We start from the raw sequence: 19,100 nt of genomic DNA on the forward strand, positions 1-19,100 counted from the left end.
CCTCCAGCCGGTGGCCGACGGGGCCAAGCGGCCCACCTACCCCTCGGGAAGGCCATGCTGAACAAGTACGCGCGTGCCTTTTTCACGCGTGTCCTCACGCCGTTCGCCGCACTGCTCCTGCGCCTCGGCGTGAGCCCGGACGCGGTCACCCTGATCGGCACGGCCGGGGTGATGGCCGGTGCGCTGGTCTTCTTCCCGATGGGGGAGTTCTTCTGGGGCACGATCGTCATCACGATCTTCGTGTTCTCCGACCTCGTCGACGGGAACATGGCGCGCCAGGCCGGTATCTCCAGCCGGTGGGGCGCGTTCCTGGACTCCACGCTCGACCGGGTCGCCGACGGCGCGATCTTCGCCGGCTTCGCTCTCTGGTACGCGGGCAGCGGCGACGACAACGTCCTGTGCGCGGTCGCGATCTTCTGCCTGGCGAGCGGTCAGGTGGTCTCGTACACCAAGGCGCGCGGTGAGTCGATCGGTCTGCCGGTGGCGGTCAACGGGCTCGTGGAGCGTGCCGAGCGCCTGGTGATCTCGCTGGTGGCGGCCGGATTCGCGGGGCTGCACAAGTTCGGGGTGCCGGGCATCCAGGTCCTGCTGCCGATCGCGCTGTGGATCGTCGCCGTCGGCAGCCTGGTGACGCTGGTCCAGCGGGTCGTCACCGTCCGCCGCGAGTCCGCCGAGGCGGACGCGGCGGACGCGGCCGGGCAGTGAGCGTGGCCGGCGCCGACGCGCGGCCCGGCGTGAAGGAGCGGCTGAGCGACGCGCTGTACGGGCTGGGCTGGACGGCGGTCAAGACGCTGCCCGAACCGGCCGCCCGCGCTCTCTTCCGTACCCTCGCCGACCAGGTGTGGAAGCGGCGGGGCAAGAGCGTGCTGCGCCTGGAGGCCAACCTCGCGCGGGTCGTACCCGATGCCGGCCCCGCCCGGCTCGCCGCCCTGTCGCGCGCCGGGATGCGCTCGTACATGCGCTACTGGATGGAGTCGTTCCGGCTGCCCACCTGGAGCCCGGAGCGGATCAAGGCGTCCATCGACGTGACGGACGCGCACCGGCTGACGGACGGGCTCGACTCGGGGCGCGGGGTCATCCTCGCCCTGCCGCATCTGGGCAACTGGGACCTGGCCGGGGCGTGGGTCACCACCGATCTGAAGGTGCCGTTCACGACGGTCGCCGAGCGGCTGAAGCCGGAGTCGCTGTACGACCGGTTCGTCGCCTACCGCGAGGGCCTGGGCATGGAGGTGCTGCCGCACAACGGCGGCGCCGCGTTCGGGACGCTGGCCCGGCGGCTGCGGTCGGGCGGTCTGGTGTGTCTGGTCGCGGACCGCGACCTGTCGGCGTCGGGGGTGGAGGTGTCGTTCTTCGGCGACACGGCCCGGATGCCGGCCGGTCCCGCGCTGCTGGCCCAGCAGACCGGCGCGCTGCTGCTGCCGGTGACGCTCTCGTACGACGACACGCCGGTGATGAAGGCGCGCATCCATCCGGCGGTCGAGGTGCCGGAGTCGGGTGACAGGGCGGGGAAGACGTCCGTCATGACACAGGCCCTGGCCGACGCGTTCGCCCTGGGCATCGCCGAGCACCCGGAGGACTGGCACATGCTGCAACGGCTCTGGCTCGCCGACCTCGCACCCCGCACGGACCGGAGCGGAGACCAGTAGTGAAGATCGGCATCGTCTGCCCGTACTCCTGGGACGTACCGGGTGGTGTGCAGTTCCACATCCGCGACCTGGCCGAGCACCTGATCCGGCTCGGCCACGAGGTGTCCGTGCTGGCGCCCGCCGACGACGAGACGCCGCTGCCGCCGTACGTGGTCTCGGCGGGCCGGGCCGTGCCGGTCCCGTACAACGGCTCGGTGGCCCGGCTGAACTTCGGGTTCCTGTCGGCGGCGCGGGTGCGGCGCTGGCTGCACGAGGGCACCTTCGACGTCATCCACATCCACGAGCCGACCTCGCCGTCGCTGGGGCTGCTGACGTGCTGGGCGGCGCAGGGCCCGATCGTCGCCACGTTCCACACATCGAACCCGCGCTCCCGGGCGATGATCGCCGCGTACGCGATCCTGCAGGCCGCGCTGGAGAAGATCAGCGCGCGGATCGCGGTCAGCGAGTACGCCCGCCGGACCCTCGTCGAGCACCTGGGCGGCGACGCCGTGGTCATCCCGAACGGTGTGGACGTCGACTTTTTCGCCCGCGCCGAGCCCAGGCCCGAGTGGCAGGGCGGCACGATCGGCTTCATCGGCCGCATCGACGAGCCCCGCAAGGGTCTGCCCGTCCTGATGCGCGCGCTGCCCGCGATCCTGGCCGCCCGCCCGGACACCAGGCTGCTGGTGGCCGGCCGGGGCGACGAGGAGGAGGCCGTCGCCTCGCTGCCGAAGGAGATGCGCCCGCGCGTGGAGTTCCTCGGCATGGTGAGCGACGAGGACAAGGCGCGGCTGCTGCGCAGCGTCGACCTGTACGTGGCGCCCAACACCGGCGGCGAGAGCTTCGGCATCATCCTCGTCGAGGCGATGTCGGCGGGGGCGCCGGTCCTCGCCAGCGACCTGGACGCCTTCGCGCAGGTCCTGGACCAGGGCGCGGCGGGCGAGCTGTTCGCCAACGAGAACGCGGACGCGCTGGCCGCGGCGGCGGTGCGGCTGCTGGGCGACCCGGAGCGGCGTGCCGGACTGCGCGAGCGCGGCAGTGCCCATGTCCGGCGCTTCGACTGGTCGACGGTCGGGGCGGACATCCTCGCGGTGTACGAGACGGTGACGGACGGCGCCGCCTCGGTCGCGGCGGACGAACGCACCGGTCTGCGTGCCCGGTTCGGGCTGGCCCGGGAGTAACCGGCCGGGCGGGAGCCTGCGCCCCGGTAGCCTTGCCGCCCGTGACCGTAACCCTCATCATCTGGGCCGTCGTCGTGCTCGTCGCGATCGGCCTGTACCTCAGCTGGACGGCCGGCCGCCTCGACCGGCTGCACACCCGGATCGACGCGGCGCGGGCCGCACTCGACGCGCAACTGCTGCGCCGGGCGTCGGTCACCCAGGAGCTCGCCACCTCCGGGGTCCTCGACCCGGCCGCGTCGATCGTGCTGTACGAGGCCGCGCACGCCGCGAGGCAGTCGCCCCAGGACCATCGCGAGGTCGCCGAGAGCGAGCTGAGCGCCGCCCTGCGCGCGGTGTTCGGCGAGAGCGCGCAGGTGGAGGCGGTGCGGGAGATCCCCGGGGGTCAGGAGGCGGCGTCCGAGCTGGCTGCCTCGGTGCGGCGGGTGCCGATGGCGCGCCGCTTCCACAACGACGCGGTGCGGGCGGCGCGGGCGCTGCGGCGCCACCGCACGGTGCGCTGGTTCCGGCTGGCGGGGCACGCCCCGTTCCCGCTGGCCTTCGAGATGGACGACGAGCCGCCGGTGGCCCTGGCGGACCGCCCCGGCAGCTGACGGACAGTGGCCCCTCCCCGTACACGGGGGTGCGGGCCAAAACGATCCACCGGCCTCTCATTGGCCCTTGCTGTGGACTGGTGCCGGGGAGTTTGCTCAGGAGTGCGTCATTCGGCGCTCCCGCATTCGCTCCCCCCAGTGAGGTCATCCGTGTCCACGCTTCCCAGCACCCCGCAGTCCGCCGACAACCCGGCCACCGGCACCGCCCGCGTCAAGCGCGGCATGGCCGAGCAGCTCAAGGGCGGCGTGATCATGGACGTCGTCAACGCCGAGCAGGCGAAGATCGCCGAGGACGCGGGCGCCGTGGCCGTCATGGCCCTGGAGCGGGTGCCGGCCGACATCCGCAAGGACGGCGGCGTGGCCCGGATGTCCGACCCGAACATGATCGAGGAGATCATCGAGGCGGTGTCCATCCCGGTGATGGCCAAGTCCCGCATCGGGCACTTCGTCGAGGCGCAGGTCCTGCAGTCCCTCGGCGTCGACTACATCGACGAGTCCGAGGTCCTGACCCCGGCCGACGAGGTCAACCACAGCGACAAGTTCGCCTTCACCACCCCGTTCGTCTGCGGCGCCACCAACCTGGGCGAGGCGCTGCGCCGTATCGCCGAGGGCGCGGCCATGATCCGCTCCAAGGGCGAGGCAGGTACGGGCAACGTCGTCGAGGCCGTCCGCCACCTGCGCCAGATCAAGAACGAGATCGCCCGGCTGCGCGGCTACGACAACAACGAGCTGTACGCCGCCGCCAAGGACCTGCGCGCCCCCTACGAGCTGGTCAAGGAGGTCGCCGAGCTGGGCAAGCTGCCCGTCGTCCTCTTCTCCGCGGGCGGCGTCGCCACGCCGGCCGACGCGGCGCTGATGCGTCAGCTCGGTGCCGAGGGCGTCTTCGTCGGCTCCGGCATCTTCAAGTCCGGCGACCCGGCCAAGCGCGCCGCCGCCATCGTGAAGGCCACCACCTTCTACGACGACCCGAAGATCATCGCGGACGCCTCCCGGAACCTGGGCGAGGCCATGGTCGGCATCAACTGCGACACGCTGCCCGAGACCGAGCGCTACGCCAACCGCGGCTGGTAGTCACCGATGAGCGACACCCCTGTGATCGGAGTCCTGGCCCTCCAGGGCGACGTACGGGAGCACCTGATCGCCCTGGCCTCGGCGGACGCCCTGGCCAGGCCGGTCCGGCGTCCCGAGGAACTGGCCGAGGTCGACGGGCTCGTGCTGCCCGGCGGCGAGTCCACCACCATGTCCAAGCTGGCCGCGCTGTTCGGCATGCTGGACCCGCTGCGCGAGCGGATCGCGGCCGGGATGCCGGTCTACGGCACCTGCGCCGGAATGATCCTGCTCGCCGACAAGATCCTCGATCCCCGGTCCGGCCAGGAGACGCTGGGCGGCATCGACATGATCGTGCGCCGTAACGCTTTCGGGCGGCAGAACGAGTCCTTCGAGGCGGCCGTCGAGGTCGCCGGAATCGGCGGCGGACCGGTGGAGGGCGTCTTCATCCGGGCCCCCTGGGTCGAGTCCGTGGGCGCCGGCGCGAAGGTGATCGCCGAGCACGGCGGCCACATCGTGGCGGTGCGGCAGCGAAACGCCCTCGCCACCTCATTCCACCCGGAACTGACCGGAGACCACCGCCTCCACGCGTACTTCACCGAGATGGTGCGCGCGGCCGGGTGACTCGATCCCGGTAGGATCTCTCGGGTTCGTACGGAATTTGGTGACGCGAAGGAGAAGGCAGATGTCCGGCCACTCTAAATGGGCTACGACGAAGCACAAGAAGGCCGTGATTGACGCCAAGCGCGGCAAGCTCTTCGCGAAGCTGATCAAGAACATCGAGGTCGCGGCCCGCACCGGTGGTGTGGACCCCGAGGGCAACCCGACCCTCGTGGACGCGATCCAGAAGGCGAAGAAGAGTTCGGTCCCGAACAAGAACATCGACTCCGCGGTCAAGCGCGGTGGCGGTCTCGAAGCGGGCGGCGTCGACTACCAGACGATCATGTACGAGGGTTACGGCCCCAACGGTGTCGCGGTGCTCATCGAGTGCCTCACCGACAACCGCAACCGTGCCGCGTCCGACGTACGCGTCGCCATGACCCGCAACGGCGGCTCGATGGCCGACCCGGGCTCGGTCTCGTACCTGTTCAACCGCAAGGGCGTCGTCATCGTCCCCAAGGGTGAGCTGACCGAGGACGACGTGCTCGGTGCCGTCCTGGACGCGGGCGCCGAGGAGGTCAACGACCTCGGCGACAGCTACGAGGTCGTCAGCGAGGCCACCGACATGGTCGCGGTCCGTACCGCGCTCCAGGAGGCGGGCATCGACTACGACTCGGCCGAGGCCAACTTCCTGCCCACCATGCAGGTCGACCTCGACGAGGAGGGCGCGCGCAAGATCTTCAAGCTCATCGACGCGCTGGAGGACAGCGACGACGTGCAGAACGTCTTCGCCAACTTCGACGTCTCGGACGAGGTCATGGAGAAGGTCGACGCCTGAGCCGCGCCCCGCGCGGTGAGGGTGGTGGACGGGCCGACGGGACACACCCCGTCGGCCCGCCGCATTGTCGGTGCCGACCGATAGCCTGCTGGAACAGTTGACCGATCGGCAGGGAGGGGCGGGACCGTGCGGGTTCTCGGCGTGGACCCGGGGCTGACCCGGTGCGGAGTCGGCGTCGTCGAGGGCGTCGCGGGCCGGCCCCTGACCATGCTCGGCGTGGGGGTCGTGCGCACCCCGGCCGACGCGGAGCTGGGCCACCGCCTCGTGGCGATCGAGCGCGGCATCGAGGAATGGCTCGACGAGCACCGCCCCGACTGCGTCGCCGTCGAGCGGGTCTTCGCCCAGCACAACGTCCGCACGGTGATGGGCACCGCCCAGGCCAGCGCGGTCGCCATGCTCTGCGCGTCCCGGCGCGGCCTCCCGGTCGCCCTGCACACGCCCAGCGAGGTCAAGGCCGCCGTCTCCGGCAGCGGACGCGCCGACAAGGCGCAGGTGGGAGCCATGGTGACCCGGCTCCTGCGACTGGACGCCCCGCCGAAACCCGCCGACGCCGCCGACGCCCTGGCGCTCGCCATCTGCCACATCTGGCGCGCCCCCGCCGTCAACCGTCTCCAGCAGGCGCACGCCGCGGCCGCCGCCCGCACCCCGCGCCCCTCGCGCACCGCAGCCGTTCCCGTCCGGAAGGTCCCCCGATGATCGCCTTCGTCAGCGGCCCCGTCGCCGCGCTCGCCCCGACCACGGCCGTGATCGAGGTCGGCGGCATCGGCATGGCCGTCCAGTGCGCACCGAACACCCTGGCCGCCCTGCGCGTCGGCCAGGAGGCCCGGCTCGCCACCTCCCTCGTCGTGCGCGAGGACTCGCTGACGCTCTACGGCTTCGCCGACGACGACGAACGGCAGGTCTTCGAGCTGCTGCAGACCGCCAGCGGCGTCGGACCCCGGCTCGCCCAGGCCATGCTCGCCACGCACACCCCGGACGCCCTGCGCCTGGCCGTCGCCACCGGTGACGAGAAGGCCCTCACCGCGGTCTCCGGCATCGGCAAGAAGGGCGCGCAGAAGCTCCTGCTGGAACTGAAGGACCGGCTCGGCGACCCGGTCGGCGCCCACAGCCCCGGCCAGGGCATCGGCACCGCCGTCTCCGCCTCGTGGCGCGACCAGCTCCAGGCCGCCCTGATCGGCCTCGGCTACGCCACCCGCGAGGCGGACGAGGCGGTCGCCGCCGTCGCACCACAGGCCGAGGAAGCCCTCGCCGCGGGCGGCCGGCCGCCCGTGCCGCAGCTGCTGCGCGCCGCCCTGCAGACCCTCAACCGGGCGCGCTGACCCCGCGCGGGCCACCCTTCTCCGCCCGGCCGGCCACGCCCGGCCGGGCACCGATCCACCCGAGGCGGACAGACGAGATGAACTGGGACGACACCGGAGCCGGCACGGACGACCGGCTCGACGAGCGGCTGGTCGACGCCGGGGCGGACGGCGACGACACCGCGGTCGAGGCGGCGCTGCGCCCCAAGGACCTCGACGAGTTCGTCGGCCAGGAGAAGGTCCGCGAACAGCTCGACCTGGTCCTCAAGGCCGCCCGAGCCCGCGGAGCCACCGCCGACCACGTGCTCCTCTCCGGCGCCCCCGGCCTCGGCAAGACCACCCTCTCCATGATCATCGCGGCGGAGATGAACGCCCCGATCCGGATCACCTCCGGCCCCGCCATCCAGCACGCGGGCGACCTCGCGGCGATCCTCTCCTCGCTCCAGGAGGGCGAGGTGCTGTTCCTGGACGAGATCCACCGCATGTCCCGGCCCGCCGAGGAGATGCTGTACATGGCCATGGAGGACTTCCGCGTCGACGTGATCGTCGGCAAGGGCCCCGGTGCCACCGCCATCCCGCTGGAGCTGCCCCCCTTCACCCTCGTCGGCGCCACCACCCGGGCCGGCCTCCTGCCGCCCCCGCTGCGCGACCGCTTCGGCTTCACGGGCCACATGGAGTTCTACGCCCCCGCCGAACTGGAACGGGTGATCCACCGCTCCGCCCGCCTGCTCGACGTCGAGCTGGACGCCGAGGGCGCCGCGGAGATCGCCGGACGTTCCCGGGGAACGCCCCGTATCGCGAACCGGCTGCTGCGCCGCGTGCGGGACTACGCCCAGGTCAAGGCCGACGGCCGGATCGACCGGGAGATCGCCGCCGCGGCCCTCGGGGTGTACGAGGTCGACGCCCGGGGCCTGGACCGGCTGGACCGGGCGGTGCTCGGCGCGCTGCTGAAGCTCTTCGGCGGCGGCCCGGTCGGCCTGTCCACGCTGGCGGTCGCCGTGGGGGAGGAGCGCGAGACCGTCGAGGAGGTCGCCGAGCCCTTCCTCGTACGCGAAGGGCTGCTGGCCAGGACGCCGCGCGGGCGGGTCGCCACACCGGCGGCCTGGGCCCACCTCGGGCTCGTCCCGCCGCAGCACGGCGTAACGGGACAACAGGGCCTGTTCGGGGCGTGATGCGTCACAGGTTGACCGGAAGCGGAACCACGGTGCCATGCTGGGCGTTGTTCCATCGATGCGGACTCGCTTAGACTCCGCCGATGCCGCCCTTACAGGTCGGTGTACCCACCCCCGTAGACCAGGCCGCCTTCCAGCGCGGTCGTGCGAAGGAAACTCGTCCCGTGAATCCCGTGACTCTCCTCCCCTTCATCGTGCTCATCGGGGCCATGTTCCTGATGACGCGGTCCGCCAAGAAGAAGCAGGCGGCGGCTGCGGCCATGCGCAATGACATGCAGCCCGGCACCGGCGTCCGGACGATCGGGGGCATGTACGCCACCGTCAAGGAGCTTCACGACGACACGGTCCTCCTGGAGGTCGCGCCCGGCGTCCACGCCGTGTACGCGAAGAACGCGATCGGCGCCGTCCTGGACGACGCGGAGTACAACCGCATCGTCCACGGCGACGAGCAGGAGCTCGACGTCGACGGCGCGGTCGTGCCCGACGACGCCTCCTCGCTGACCGGACCCGACGCCACCGACGCCGACGACGCGAAGACCGACCTGGTCAAGAAGACGGACGCGGACGAGAGCGACGAGGCCGAGGCCAAGGACGAGAAGAAGTCCGAGGGCAAGGCCGACGGCGAGTCCGACGCGAAGTAGTCCGTACGACGCCGGGACGCCGTGAGCCCACAGGGCTGCGGCGCTCCCCGGTCCGTGCGCACCTTCGCGGGGGCGGGCCCCCACTAAACTTCGTGGCCGCTCGGGCGCACACCCGGCGCGGGGCGGTTGGACAGGGAGAAACGACAAGGTGGCAGCACCGAAGAAGGGCCGAGGCGCGGCCGGCGGTCAGGGGAAGCCAGGGCGTTCCCTGGCGCTGATCCTGATCGTCATGGTCGCCCTCACGGGCGGGATGTTCCTGGCCGACCAGCCGACGCCGCGACTCGGCATCGACCTGGCGGGCGGCACCTCCATCACGCTGGAGGCCAAGGCCGAGCCGGGCCAGGAAAAGGCGATCAATAAGACCAACATGGACACCGCGGTTCGGATCATGGAGCGCCGCGTCAACGGTCTTGGCGTCTCCGAGGCCGAGGTCCAGACCCAGGGCAACAGCAACATCATCGTCAACATCCCCAAGGGCACGAACTCCGCCCAGGCCCGGGAGCAGGTCGGCACCACGGCCAAGCTGTACTTCCGGCCCGTGCTGACCGTCGCCGCGGGCAAGCCCACCCCGGAGCCCAGCGCCTCGTCCTCCGGCAAGGCCAGCACCTCGCCGTCGCCGAAGGCCTCGGCCTCCGAGAAGGCGACGGACGGCGACAAGGCCACCGGCTCCTCGTCGAAGCCGTCCGCGTCCGCCACCACCCAGGGCCGCGCGGTCACCGGCGCCCTGAAGAAGGACTCGTCGCCGACGCCCAAGGCGAGCGACTCCGCCTCCGCGGCGGAAGAGGCGGCCGCCGCGAAGCTCCAGAAGAAGTTCGAGGAGCTCGACTGCTCGACCAAGGCCGCCCGCTCCCAGGCGGCCCTGGGCTCCAAGGCCACCGACACGGTGGTCGCGTGCGAGCAGGACGGGTCCGCCAAGTACGTCCTCGGCCCGGCCGAGGTCGACGGCACGGACGTGAAGTCCTCGAAGGCGGCCCTTGACCAGAACGGTCAGTGGATCGTCCAGATGGAGTTCAACGGCGGCGGCGCCAAGAAGTTCCGGAAGATCACCGGCAAGCTCGCCGCGCAGCAGTCGCCGCAGAACCAGTTCGCCATCGCGCTCGACAACGAGGTGGTCTCGGCCCCGTCCGTGCGTACGGAGCTGAGCGCCAACGCGGAGATCTCCGGCAGCTTCGACCAGCAGTCCGCCGAGGACCTGGCCAACGTGCTCTCCTACGGTGCGCTCCCGCTCTCCTTCAAGGAGCAGAGCGTCACCACCGTCACCGCCGCGCTCGGCGGCGAGCAGCTGCGGGCCGGCCTCATCGCCGGTGCCATCGGCCTCGCCCTCGTGGTGATCTACCTGGTGGCCTACTACCGCGGGCTGGCGCTCATCGCCCTGCTCAGCCTTCTGGTCTCCGGCATCCTCAGCTACACGATCATGTCGCTGCTCGGCCCGGCCATCGGCTTCGCGCTGAACCTGCCGGCCGTCTGCGGTGCCATCGTGGCCATCGGTATCACCGCCGACTCGTTCATCGTGTACTTCGAACGCGTACGGGACGAGATCCGCGAGGGCCGCACGCTGCGGCCCGCCGTCGAGCGGGGCTGGCCGCGTGCCCGGCGCACCATCCTGGTCTCCGACTTCGTGTCGTTCCTCGCCGCGGCCGTCCTCTTCGTGGTCACCGTCGGCAAGGTGCAGGGCTTCGCCTTCACACTGGGTCTCACCACCCTGCTCGACGTCGTCGTGGTGTTCCTCTTCACCAAGCCGCTCATGACGATCATGGCCCGCAAGAAGTTCTTCGCCAGCGGTCACCCGTGGTCCGGACTGGACCCGAAGCGCCTCGGCGCCAAGCCGCCGCTGCGCCGCTCCCGTCGTGTCAACGCCCCCACCGATCCGAAGGAGGCGTGAGATGTCGCGACTCGGGAATCTCGGCGCCCGTCTCTACCGAGGCGAGGTCGGCTACGACTTCATCGGCAAGCGCAAGATCTGGTACGGCGTCTCGGTCCTGATCACCATCACGGCCATCGTCGGCCTGGCGGTCAGCGGCCTGAACATGGGCATCGAGTTCAAGGGCGGTGCCGTCTTCACCACCCCGAAGACGAGCGTGTCCGTCTCCGACGCCGAGGACCTGGCGACGGATGCCTCCGGCCACCAGGCGATCGTCCAGAAGCTCGGCAACGGCGGTCTGCGCATCCAGATCACCGAGGTCGACACCGCGAAGTCGGACGAGATCAAGGCCAAGCTCTCCAAGGACCTGTCCGTCCCGTCGGAGAAGATCGCCGCCGACCTGGTCGGCCCCAGCTGGGGTGAGCAGATCGCCAACAAGGCCTGGACCGGCCTCGGCGTCTTCATGGTTCTCGTCGTGATCTACCTGGCCATCGCCTTCGAGTGGCGGATGGCCGTCGCGGCCCTGGTCGCACTGATCCACGACATCACCATCACGGTCGGTGTCTACGCCCTGGTCGGCTTCGAGGTCACCCCGGGCACCGTGATCGGTCTGCTGACCATCCTCGGTTACTCCCTCTACGACACGGTCGTCGTCTTCGACAGCCTCAAGGAGGGCACGAAGGGGATCACCAAGCAGACCCGGTGGACGTACAGCGACGTCGCCAACCGCTCCATCAACAGCACCCTGGTCCGCTCGATCAACACCACCGTCGTGGCGCTGCTGCCGGTCGCCGGTCTGCTGTTCATCGGCGGCGGCGTCCTCGGCGCCGGCATGCTGAACGACATCTCGCTCGCCCTGTTCGTCGGCCTCGCGGCCGGTGCGTACTCCTCGATCTTCATCGCCACCCCGCTGGTCGCCGACCTCAAGGAACGCGAGCCGCAGATGAAGGCCCTGAAGAAGCGGGTCCTCGCCAAGCGCGCGGCCGCCGCCGCCAAGGGCGAGGACGCCGAGGCGGACGGGTACGAAGAGGAGACGGCCGACCCGGAGGACACCACGCCCGCCGGTGCGGTCGTCGGCCAGCGCCAGCAGCCCCCCAGGGGCCACGGCCGGACCTCGGGGAAGCGTCGATGACCAGCACCACCGAGAGCACGAGGGAACTCCTGCTCAGCCGCATCCGTGACGTGGCGGACTACCCGAAGCCGGGCGTGATGTTCAAGGACATCACCCCGCTGCTCGCGGACCCGGTCGCGTTCACGGCCCTCACCGACGCCCTCGCGGAGCTGTGCCTGCGGCACGGCGCCACGAAGATCGTCGGCCTGGAGGCCCGCGGCTTCATCCTGGCCGCGCCCGTCGCGGTCCGGGCCGGCCTCGGCTTCGTACCCGTCCGCAAGGCCGGGAAGCTGCCGGGAGCCACGCTCAGCCAGGCGTACGAGCTGGAGTACGGCACCGCGGAGATCGAGATCCACGCGGAGGACCTGTCGCCGGAGGACCGCATCATGGTCATCGACGACGTCCTGGCCACCGGCGGCACCGCCGACGCCTCCCTGGAGCTCATCCGCCGGGCAGGCGCCCAGGTCGCCGGGGTCGCCGTCCTCATGGAGCTGGGTTTCCTGGACGGCCGGGCCCGGCTGGCCGACGGCCTGCGCGGGGCCCCGCTGGAGGCCCTGATCACGGTCTGAGGACCACCCGCACCACCTTCGAGGGGCATCCGGGAACAACCGGGTGCCCCTCGGCGTTGTGGGGGCTCTGACGGTCCCCGGGGGAGGTCCGGCCGCAGGGTCGATACGATGGCCTTTCCGGGTGTCCGGATCCGCACGAGGAGCGCTCTTGCCAGACGAGGCCCAGCCAGTCGCCGCCCCGCAGCCCGACAAGCCCGCGGCGGCCCCCGCCACGCCCGCGAAGCAGCAGCCCGCGGAGAAGCCGAAGCCCCCCGCGCCCCAGCCCGGGGCGGGCCCGGCGTCCGCCGAGGCCAACGGGCCCGCGCCCGCTTCCCCCGCCCAGCCGGCCGAGCCCGTCCCGATCGCGCCCAAGCCGCCGGCGAAGCCCGCGGCCGGTTCCGCCGCGCCCACCGGCCCGGCCTCCCGCTCCGGCGGCTCCTCCAACCGCGTCCGGGCCAGGCTCGCCCGCCTCGGCGTCCAGCGCTCCAGCCCGTACAACCCGGTCCTCGAACCGCTGCTGCGTATCGTCCGCGGCAACGACGCCAAGACCGAGACCTCCACCCTGCGCCAGATCGAACGGGCCTACCAGGTCGCCGAGCGCTGGCACCGGGGCCAGAAGCGCAAGAGCGGCGACCCGTACATCACCCACCCGCTCGCCGTCACCACGATCCTCGCCGAGCTGGGCATGGATCCGGCCACGCTGATGGCCGGGCTGCTGCACGACACCGTCGAGGACACCGAGTACGGCCTGGACACCCTGCGCCGCGACTTCGGCGACCAGGTCGCCCTGCTCGTCGACGGCGTCACCAAGCTCGACAAGGTCAAGTTCGGCGAGGCCGCGCAGGCCGAGACCGTACGCAAGATGGTCGTCGCCATGGCCAAGGACCCGCGCGTCCTGGTCATCAAGCTCGCCGACCGGCTGCACAACATGCGCACCATGCGGTACCTCAAGCGGGAGAAGCAGGAGAAGAAGGCCCGCGAGACGCTGGAGATCTACGCCCCGCTCGCCCACCGCCTGGGCATGAACACCATCAAGTGGGAGCTGGAGGACCTCGCGTTCGCGATCCTCTACCCCAAGATGTACGACGAGATCGTGCGGCTGGTGGCCGAGCGCGCGCCCAAGCGCGACGAATACCTCGCCATCGTGACCGACGAGGTCCAGTCCGACCTGCGCGCCGCCCGCATCAAGGCCACCGTCACCGGACGGCCGAAGCACTACTACAGCGTGTACCAGAAGATGATCGTGCGGGGCCGCGACTTCGCCGAGATCTACGACCTGGTGGGCATCCGGGTCCTCGTCGACACCGTCCGCGACTGCTACGCGGCGCTCGGCACCGTCCACGCGCGATGGAACCCGGTCCCCGGCCGGTTCAAGGACTACATCGCGATGCCCAAGTTCAACATGTACCAGTCGCTGCACACCACGGTGATCGGCCCCAGCGGCAAGCCTGTCGAGCTCCAGATCCGTACGTTCGACATGCACCGCCGCGCCGAGTACGGCATCGCCGCGCACTGGAAGTACAAGCAGGAGGCCGTCGCGGGCGCCTCCAAGGTCCGCACCGACGTCCCCAAGAACACCGGCCGGGGCCAGGACACCGTCAACGACATGGCGTGGCTGCGCCAGCTCCTGGACTGGCAGAAGGAGACCGAGGACCCCAGCGAGTTCCTGGAGTCGCTGCGCTTCGACCTCTCGCGCAACGAGGTCTTCGTCTTCACGCCCAAGGGCGACGTCATAGCGCTGCCGGCCGGGGCCACCCCGGTCGACTTCGCCTACGCCGTCCACACGGAGGTCGGCCACCGCACCATAGGGGCGCGGGTCAACGGACGGCTCGTGCCGCTGGAGTCGACGCTCGACAACGGCGACCTGGTGGAGGTCTTCACCTCCAAGGCGGCCGGCGCCGGGCCCTCCCGCGACTGGCTGGGCTTCGTCAAGTCGCCCCGGGCCCGCAACAAGATCCGCGCCTGGTTCTCCAAGGAGCGCCGGGACGAGGCGATCGAGCAGGGCAAGGACGCCATCGCGCGGGCCATGCGCAAGCAGAACCTGCCGATCCAGCGCATCCTGACCGGCGACTCGCTGGTCACCCTCGCGCACGAGATGCGCTACCCCGACATCTCGTCCCTCTACGCCGCGATCGGCGAGGGCCATGTCGCCGCCGCCGGCGTCGTGCAGAAGCTGGTCCAGGCCCTCGGCGGTGAGGACGCGGCCAACGAGGACCTGGAGGAGAGCACCCCGCCCTCGCGCAGCCGCAACAAGCGCCGCTCCAACGCCGACCCCGGGGTCGTCGTCAAGGGCGTCGAGGACGTCTGGGTCAAACTCGCCCGCTGTTGTACGCCCGTGCCCGGCGACCCCATCATCGGCTTCGTCACCCGGGGCAGCGGCGTCTCCGTGCACCGCGCGGACTGCGTGAACGTCGACTCGCTCTCGCAGCAGCCGGAACGCATCCTGGAGGTCGAGTGGGCGCCCACGCAGTCCTCGGTCTTCCTCGTCGCCATCCAGGTCGAGGCCCTGGACCGCTCCCGGCTCCTGTCGGACGTCACCCGGGTCCTGTCCGACCAGCACGTCAACATCCTGTCCGCCGCCGTGCAGACCTCACGCGACCGGGTCGCCACCTCGCGCTTCACGTTCGAGATGGGCGACCCCAAGCACCTCGGTCACGTCCTGAAGGCGGTACGGGGCGTGGAGGGCGTGTACGACGTCTATCGGGTGACCTCGGCCCGCAGGCCCTAGGGGCTCCTAGGCGTCGACCTCGTACTGGCCGTACTCCAGGAAGTAGCGCATCTCCTCGGGCGTGCCGTCGATCACCGCGGTGACGGCGGCGCGCAGGGCGTCGCTGATGTCGGGGCGGGCGAGGATGCGGAAGAGCGCGACCCGGTCGTCCTCGGCCTGGGCGAGGCGGTAGCCGGTCTCCAGCCACTCCCGGATCTCCACCGGGTCGTCGCGGTCGAGGAGCGCGTTGATCTCCTTGGCGACGCGCTTGCCGGAGTCGGGGTCGGCGAGGATGCGGAAGAGCGCGACCCGGTCGTCCTCGGCCTGCGCCAGGGCGTAGCCGGTCTTCAGCCACGCGCGGGCCTGCGCGATGTCGCCGCTCTCCAGGAGCGCGGTGACCTCCTTGGTGACGCGCTTGCCGGAGTCCGGGTCGCCCAGGATGCGGAAGAGGGCGACGCGGACGTCGTCGTCGGACAGGTCGTCCACCGGGACATCGGGTGACCAGTCCGTCGGGGCGGCGGCGGCGACGGCGGTGGACGGGGCGGCCGGCCCGGCGGCGAACGCCGGGCCGGACAGCAGGAGGGCGGGGCCCAGGGCGGCGGCCGCCACGGTCAGGGCGACGCGGGTCGTTCTCATCGTGAACCTGCCTCAACTACGGGAACGTACAAGGGATTCCGGGCCGGCCGTGCGGCCTGCCGGCACGAAGATCATCGCCTTCGGGGCCCTTCCCGCACATTGCCTGTTCCCGGCAGTCGTCGCCCCCCTCTCGTTGCCCTGCACATGCGGAAGGGGCCTTCCCGCGCGTACGCGGAAAGGCCCCTCGAACCGGTGGCAGGGTGTCAGCCGCCGAACTCCTCCAGGCCCTTGAGCGCCTGGTCGAGCAGCGCCTGCCGGCCCTCCAGCTCACGGGCCAGCTTGTCGGCACGGGCGTTGTTGCCCGAGGCACGGGCCGCGTCGATCTGGCCGCGCAGCTTGTCCACGGCCGCCTGGAGCTGACCGGTCAGACCCGCCGCGCGAGCACGCGCCTCCGGGTTCGTCCGGCGCCACTCGCTCTCCTCGGCCTCCTGGAGCGCCCGCTCCACGGCCTGCATCCGCCCCTCGACCTTCGGACGGGCGTCGCGCGGTACGTGGCCGATGGCCTCCCAGCGCTCGTTGAGGGCCCGGAACGCGGCACGGGCCGCCTTCAGGTCCGTCACCGGCACCAGCTTCTCGGCCTCGTCGGCGAGCTCCTCCTTCAGCTTGAGGTTCTCGCCCTGCTCCGCGTCCCGCTCGGCGAAGACCTCGCCGCGGGCGGCGAAGAAGACGTCCTGGGCACCGCGGAAACGGTTCCACAGGTCGTCCTCGGCCTCGCGCTGGGCGCGGCCCGCCGCCTTCCACTGCGTCATCAGGTCGCGGTAGCGGGCGGCCGTCGTCCCCCAGTCCGTGGACCCGGAGAGCGCCTCGGCCTCGGCGACCAGCTTCTCCTTGACCTTGCGGGCGTCCTCGCGCTGGGCGTCCAGCGAGGCGAAGTGGGCCTTGCGGCGCTTGGAGAACGCCGAGCGGGCGTGCGAGAAGCGGTGCCACAGCTCGTCGTCGGACTTGCGGTCGAGCCGGGGCAGGCCCTTCCACGTGTCCACGAGGGCACGCAGCCGCTCACCCGCGGAGCGCCACTGCTCGCTCCGCGCCAGTTCCTCGGCCTCGGCGACCAGGGCCTCCTTGGCCTGCTTCGCCTCGTCGGCCTGCTTCGCCTTCTGTACCTTGCGCTCCTCGCGCCGCGAGTCGACCGTCGCGACGAGCGCGTCCAGCCGCTTGCGCAGCGCGTCCAGGTCGCCGACGGCGTGGTGCTCGTCGACCTGGCCGCGCAGATGCTCGATGGCGGTCGTCGCGTCCTTCGCGGACAGATCGGTGGTCTTCACCCGCCGTTCGAGGAGGCCGATCTCGACCACGATGCCCTCGTACTTGCGCTCGAAGTAGGCCAGGGCCTCCTCCGGAGAACCGGCCTGCCACGATCCGACGACCTGCTCGCCGTCGGCTGTACGCACGTACACGGTGCCCGTCTCATCGACACGGCCCCACGGGTCGCTGCTCACAGCGCCTCCTCCACCTGATGCCCGCGAGGGGATCACCCCCCTGGCATCGTCCACAGTTTCCTGGGGCGGGCAGCGCCCGCCCTGCACGACGCCAATCTAGGCGACGGGCCGCCCGGCTGTCCGCACTCAGCGCGGCTGGATTTATTCGGCCGCACCGGGCGCCCGCCGCCGGAATCACACCTTGTCGACGGTCAGCTTCGAGATGTTCACGGCCTTCTTCGGCGCACCGTCGGCCCCGCCGCCGTCCACACCGGCCTTGCCGATGGCCTCGACGGCCTTCAGCGACTTCGCGTCCATGGTGCCGAAGGGCGTGTAGCTGGGCGGCAGCTTGCTGTCCTTGTACACGAGGAAGAACTGGCTGCCGCCGGTGTGCGGCTGACCGGTGTTGGCCATCGCCACCGTGCCCGCCGGGTACGTCACCGTGCCGTCCGCGCCCGCCTTGCCCAGGGCGGTCAGGTTCTCGTCCGGGATCGTGTAGTCGGGGCCACCGGTGCCGTCGCCCTTGGGGTCGCCGCACTGCAGGACGAAGATGCCGTCCGTGGTCAGCCGGTGGCACTTCGTCCCGTCGAAGAACTTCTTGTCGGCCAGCGACTTGAAGGAGTTCGTCGTGTGCGGGGTCTTCGAGGCGTCCATGGTGAACGCGATGTCGCCCTGGCTCGTGGTGAGCGACATCGTGTACTGGGCCTTCTTGTCGATCTTCATCGCCGGCTCGGGCTTCTCGCTCTTCGTCGGCGTGGGCGAGGCCTCGGCGGACGGACTCTGGCTCGCCGCCGCGTCCGTCTTGTCCTTGTCGTCGTTCCCGCTGGTGGCGAGGTACGTGGCGCCGCCGACGACCGCCACCACGGCCACCGCCGAGGTGATGACGAGCGTCAGCCGCCTCGTCCGGGTGCGCGCCTCCTCCCGGCGCTGCTGCTGCCGCTCGTACTTCTCCCTGGCGAGCTGCCGCCGCCGCTGATCGCTGGTGACCACCGGGTGTTCTCCTTGTACGTCGTCCGATCGGGCCTGGGTTGCCCCGTACCGTATATGGGTTAGCTGTGGAATGAGGAGCGCCGGTAGGCTCTGAACTGCTGCGACCTCGCGGCCGCATTCCCCGTAGGACGACCATTAAGGACGATCGTGCTGATTGCCGGGTTCCCCGCCGGGGCCTGGGGGACCAACTGTTACCTGGTCGCCCCCGCCGCCGGTGAGGAGTGCGTGATCATCGACCCGGGCCACCAGGCCGCCCAGGGGGTCGAGGAGGCGCTGAGGAAGCATCGGCTGAAGCCCGTCGCCGTCGTCCTCACGCACGGCCACATCGACCACGTCGCCTCGGTCGTCCCGGTGTGCGGCGCACACGACGTCCCCGCCTGGATCCACCCCGAGGACCGCTACATGATGAGCGACCCGGAGAAGGCCCTGGGCCGCTCCATCGGGATGCCGCTCATGGGCGAGCTGACGGTGGGGGAGCCGGACGACGTCAAGGAGCTGAGCGACGGCGCGCGGCTGTCGCTCGCGGGCATGGAGTTCGGCGTCTCGCACGCGCCCGGCCATACCAAGGGGTCGGTGACGTTCAGGATGCCCGAGACCCATGAGGTACCCCAGGTCCTCTTCTCGGGCGACCTGCTCTTCGCCGGCTCCGTCGGACGCACCGACCTGCCCGGCGGCGACCACGCCGAGCTCCTCGAGTCGCTGGCCCGTGTGTGCCTGCCGCTCGACGACTCGACCGTGGTGCTGTCCGGCCACGGCCCCCAGACGACCATCGGCCGCGAGCGCGCCACCAACCCGTACCTGACCGGTATGGCCGGTGGGAACGCGCCCCGACGAGGAATGTGA

At 71.2% G+C, this 19,100-nt stretch carries 19 protein-coding genes; 16 read left to right on the plus strand and 3 right to left on the minus strand.

Annotated features, from left to right (window positions below; genetic code table 11):
• Positions 1–54: 54 nt before the first annotated feature.
• The 15 genes from pgsA (at position 55) to EAO73_RS23110 (ending at position 15,240) form a co-directional block, all read left to right on the plus strand.
• Positions 55–705 carry a phosphatidylinositol phosphate synthase gene (gene pgsA, locus EAO73_RS23040; protein WP_147973362.1) on the plus strand — a complete coding sequence of 217 codons (651 nt, stop codon included), beginning with the start codon at positions 55–57 and terminating at the stop codon, positions 703–705.
• Complete coding sequence (locus EAO73_RS23045; RefSeq protein ID WP_147973363.1) at positions 702–1,646, plus strand: phosphatidylinositol mannoside acyltransferase; 945 nt, start codon at positions 702–704, stop codon at positions 1,644–1,646. The genes pgsA and EAO73_RS23045 overlap by 4 nt, the downstream gene beginning before the upstream one ends.
• Positions 1,646–2,806, plus strand: coding sequence for a glycosyltransferase family 4 protein (locus tag EAO73_RS23050; RefSeq protein WP_147973364.1), 1,161 nt, complete (start codon positions 1,646–1,648; stop codon positions 2,804–2,806). The genes EAO73_RS23045 and EAO73_RS23050 overlap by 1 nt, the downstream gene beginning before the upstream one ends.
• A gap of 41 nt (positions 2,807–2,847) precedes the next feature.
• Positions 2,848–3,396, plus strand: a complete 549-nt coding sequence (locus tag EAO73_RS23055; RefSeq protein WP_147973365.1) for a LemA family protein — start codon at positions 2,848–2,850, stop codon at positions 3,394–3,396.
• Positions 3,397–3,546: 150 nt separating this feature from the next.
• The gene (pdxS, locus tag EAO73_RS23060) at positions 3,547–4,467 is read left to right on the plus strand and encodes a pyridoxal 5'-phosphate synthase lyase subunit PdxS (RefSeq protein WP_147973366.1); all 921 of its coding nucleotides are present in this window, start codon (positions 3,547–3,549) and stop codon (positions 4,465–4,467) included.
• A gap of 6 nt (positions 4,468–4,473) precedes the next feature.
• Positions 4,474–5,067 carry a pyridoxal 5'-phosphate synthase glutaminase subunit PdxT gene (gene pdxT, locus EAO73_RS23065; RefSeq protein WP_147973367.1) on the plus strand — a complete coding sequence of 198 codons (594 nt, stop codon included), beginning with the start codon at positions 4,474–4,476 and terminating at the stop codon, positions 5,065–5,067.
• Positions 5,068–5,128: 61 nt separating this feature from the next.
• The gene (locus EAO73_RS23070) at positions 5,129–5,881 is read left to right on the plus strand and encodes a YebC/PmpR family DNA-binding transcriptional regulator (protein ID WP_147973368.1); all 753 of its coding nucleotides are present in this window, start codon (positions 5,129–5,131) and stop codon (positions 5,879–5,881) included.
• A 126-nt stretch (positions 5,882–6,007) separates the two neighbouring features.
• Positions 6,008–6,577 (plus strand): crossover junction endodeoxyribonuclease RuvC, encoded by a 570-nt coding sequence (gene ruvC, locus EAO73_RS23075; protein ID WP_147973369.1) that lies wholly within the window; start codon positions 6,008–6,010, stop codon positions 6,575–6,577.
• A complete protein-coding gene (ruvA, locus tag EAO73_RS23080) occupies positions 6,574–7,200 on the plus strand; it encodes a Holliday junction branch migration protein RuvA (RefSeq protein WP_147973370.1) in 627 nt (208 codons plus the stop codon). Before ruvC ends, ruvA begins: the two co-directional genes overlap by 4 nt.
• Before the next feature lie 77 nt (positions 7,201–7,277).
• Positions 7,278–8,351, plus strand: a complete 1,074-nt coding sequence (gene ruvB, locus EAO73_RS23085; RefSeq protein ID WP_147973371.1) for a Holliday junction branch migration DNA helicase RuvB — start codon at positions 7,278–7,280, stop codon at positions 8,349–8,351.
• A gap of 164 nt (positions 8,352–8,515) precedes the next feature.
• Entirely contained in the window at positions 8,516–8,992 is a 477-nt protein-coding gene (gene yajC / locus EAO73_RS23090; RefSeq protein ID WP_147973372.1) for a preprotein translocase subunit YajC, read from the plus strand.
• 148 nt (positions 8,993–9,140) lie between these two features.
• Complete coding sequence (secD, locus tag EAO73_RS23095) at positions 9,141–10,874, plus strand: protein translocase subunit SecD (protein WP_147973373.1); 1,734 nt, start codon at positions 9,141–9,143, stop codon at positions 10,872–10,874.
• Between the two features lies 1 nt (position 10,875).
• A complete protein-coding gene (gene secF / locus EAO73_RS23100) occupies positions 10,876–11,985 on the plus strand; it encodes a protein translocase subunit SecF (RefSeq protein WP_147973374.1) in 1,110 nt (369 codons plus the stop codon).
• A complete protein-coding gene (locus EAO73_RS23105; protein WP_132904159.1) occupies positions 11,982–12,533 on the plus strand; it encodes an adenine phosphoribosyltransferase in 552 nt (183 codons plus the stop codon). Before secF ends, EAO73_RS23105 begins: the two co-directional genes overlap by 4 nt.
• 148 nt (positions 12,534–12,681) lie before the next feature.
• Positions 12,682–15,240, plus strand: a complete 2,559-nt coding sequence (locus tag EAO73_RS23110; protein WP_147973375.1) for a RelA/SpoT family protein — start codon at positions 12,682–12,684, stop codon at positions 15,238–15,240.
• Between the two features lie 6 nt (positions 15,241–15,246).
• Here the strand turns inward: EAO73_RS23110 and EAO73_RS23115 are convergent, their stop codons facing one another.
• The 3 genes from EAO73_RS23115 to EAO73_RS23125 form a co-directional block, all read right to left on the minus strand.
• Complete coding sequence (locus EAO73_RS23115) at positions 15,247–15,855, minus strand: ALF repeat-containing protein (RefSeq protein WP_147973376.1); 609 nt, start codon at positions 15,853–15,855, stop codon at positions 15,247–15,249.
• A gap of 203 nt (positions 15,856–16,058) precedes the next feature.
• A complete protein-coding gene (locus tag EAO73_RS23120; protein ID WP_147973377.1) occupies positions 16,059–17,288 on the minus strand; it encodes a DUF349 domain-containing protein in 1,230 nt (409 codons plus the stop codon).
• Positions 17,289–17,462: 174 nt separating this feature from the next.
• On the minus strand, positions 17,463–18,257 hold the full coding sequence (locus tag EAO73_RS23125) for a peptidylprolyl isomerase (RefSeq protein ID WP_147973378.1): 795 nt from the start codon (positions 18,255–18,257) through the stop codon (positions 17,463–17,465).
• Between the two features lie 147 nt (positions 18,258–18,404).
• Here EAO73_RS23125 and EAO73_RS23130 point away from each other — a divergent pair, with 147 nt between their 5' ends.
• Positions 18,405–19,100 carry an MBL fold metallo-hydrolase gene (locus EAO73_RS23130; protein ID WP_147973379.1) on the plus strand — a complete coding sequence of 232 codons (696 nt, stop codon included), beginning with the start codon at positions 18,405–18,407 and terminating at the stop codon, positions 19,098–19,100.

It is taken from the genome of Streptomyces sp. col6 (assembly GCF_008042035.1).
GTDB lineage: Bacteria > Actinomycetota > Actinomycetes > Streptomycetales > Streptomycetaceae > Streptomyces.

Coding starts and splice junctions, on each gene's coding strand:
- pdxT (WP_147973367.1), top strand. CDS start 4,474: ATGAGCGACACCCCTGTGATCGGAGTCCTGGCCCTCCAGGGCGACGTA.
- EAO73_RS23070 (WP_147973368.1), top strand. CDS start 5,129: ATGTCCGGCCACTCTAAATGGGCTACGACGAAGCACAAGAAGGCCGTG.
- ruvA (WP_147973370.1), top strand. CDS start 6,574: ATGATCGCCTTCGTCAGCGGCCCCGTCGCCGCGCTCGCCCCGACCACG.
- EAO73_RS23105 (WP_132904159.1), top strand. CDS start 11,982: ATGACCAGCACCACCGAGAGCACGAGGGAACTCCTGCTCAGCCGCATC.
- secF (WP_147973374.1), top strand. CDS start 10,876: ATGTCGCGACTCGGGAATCTCGGCGCCCGTCTCTACCGAGGCGAGGTC.
- ruvB (WP_147973371.1), top strand. CDS start 7,278: ATGAACTGGGACGACACCGGAGCCGGCACGGACGACCGGCTCGACGAG.
- EAO73_RS23115 (WP_147973376.1), bottom strand. CDS start 15,855: ATGAGAACGACCCGCGTCGCCCTGACCGTGGCGGCCGCCGCCCTGGGC.
- pgsA (WP_147973362.1), top strand. CDS start 55: ATGCTGAACAAGTACGCGCGTGCCTTTTTCACGCGTGTCCTCACGCCG.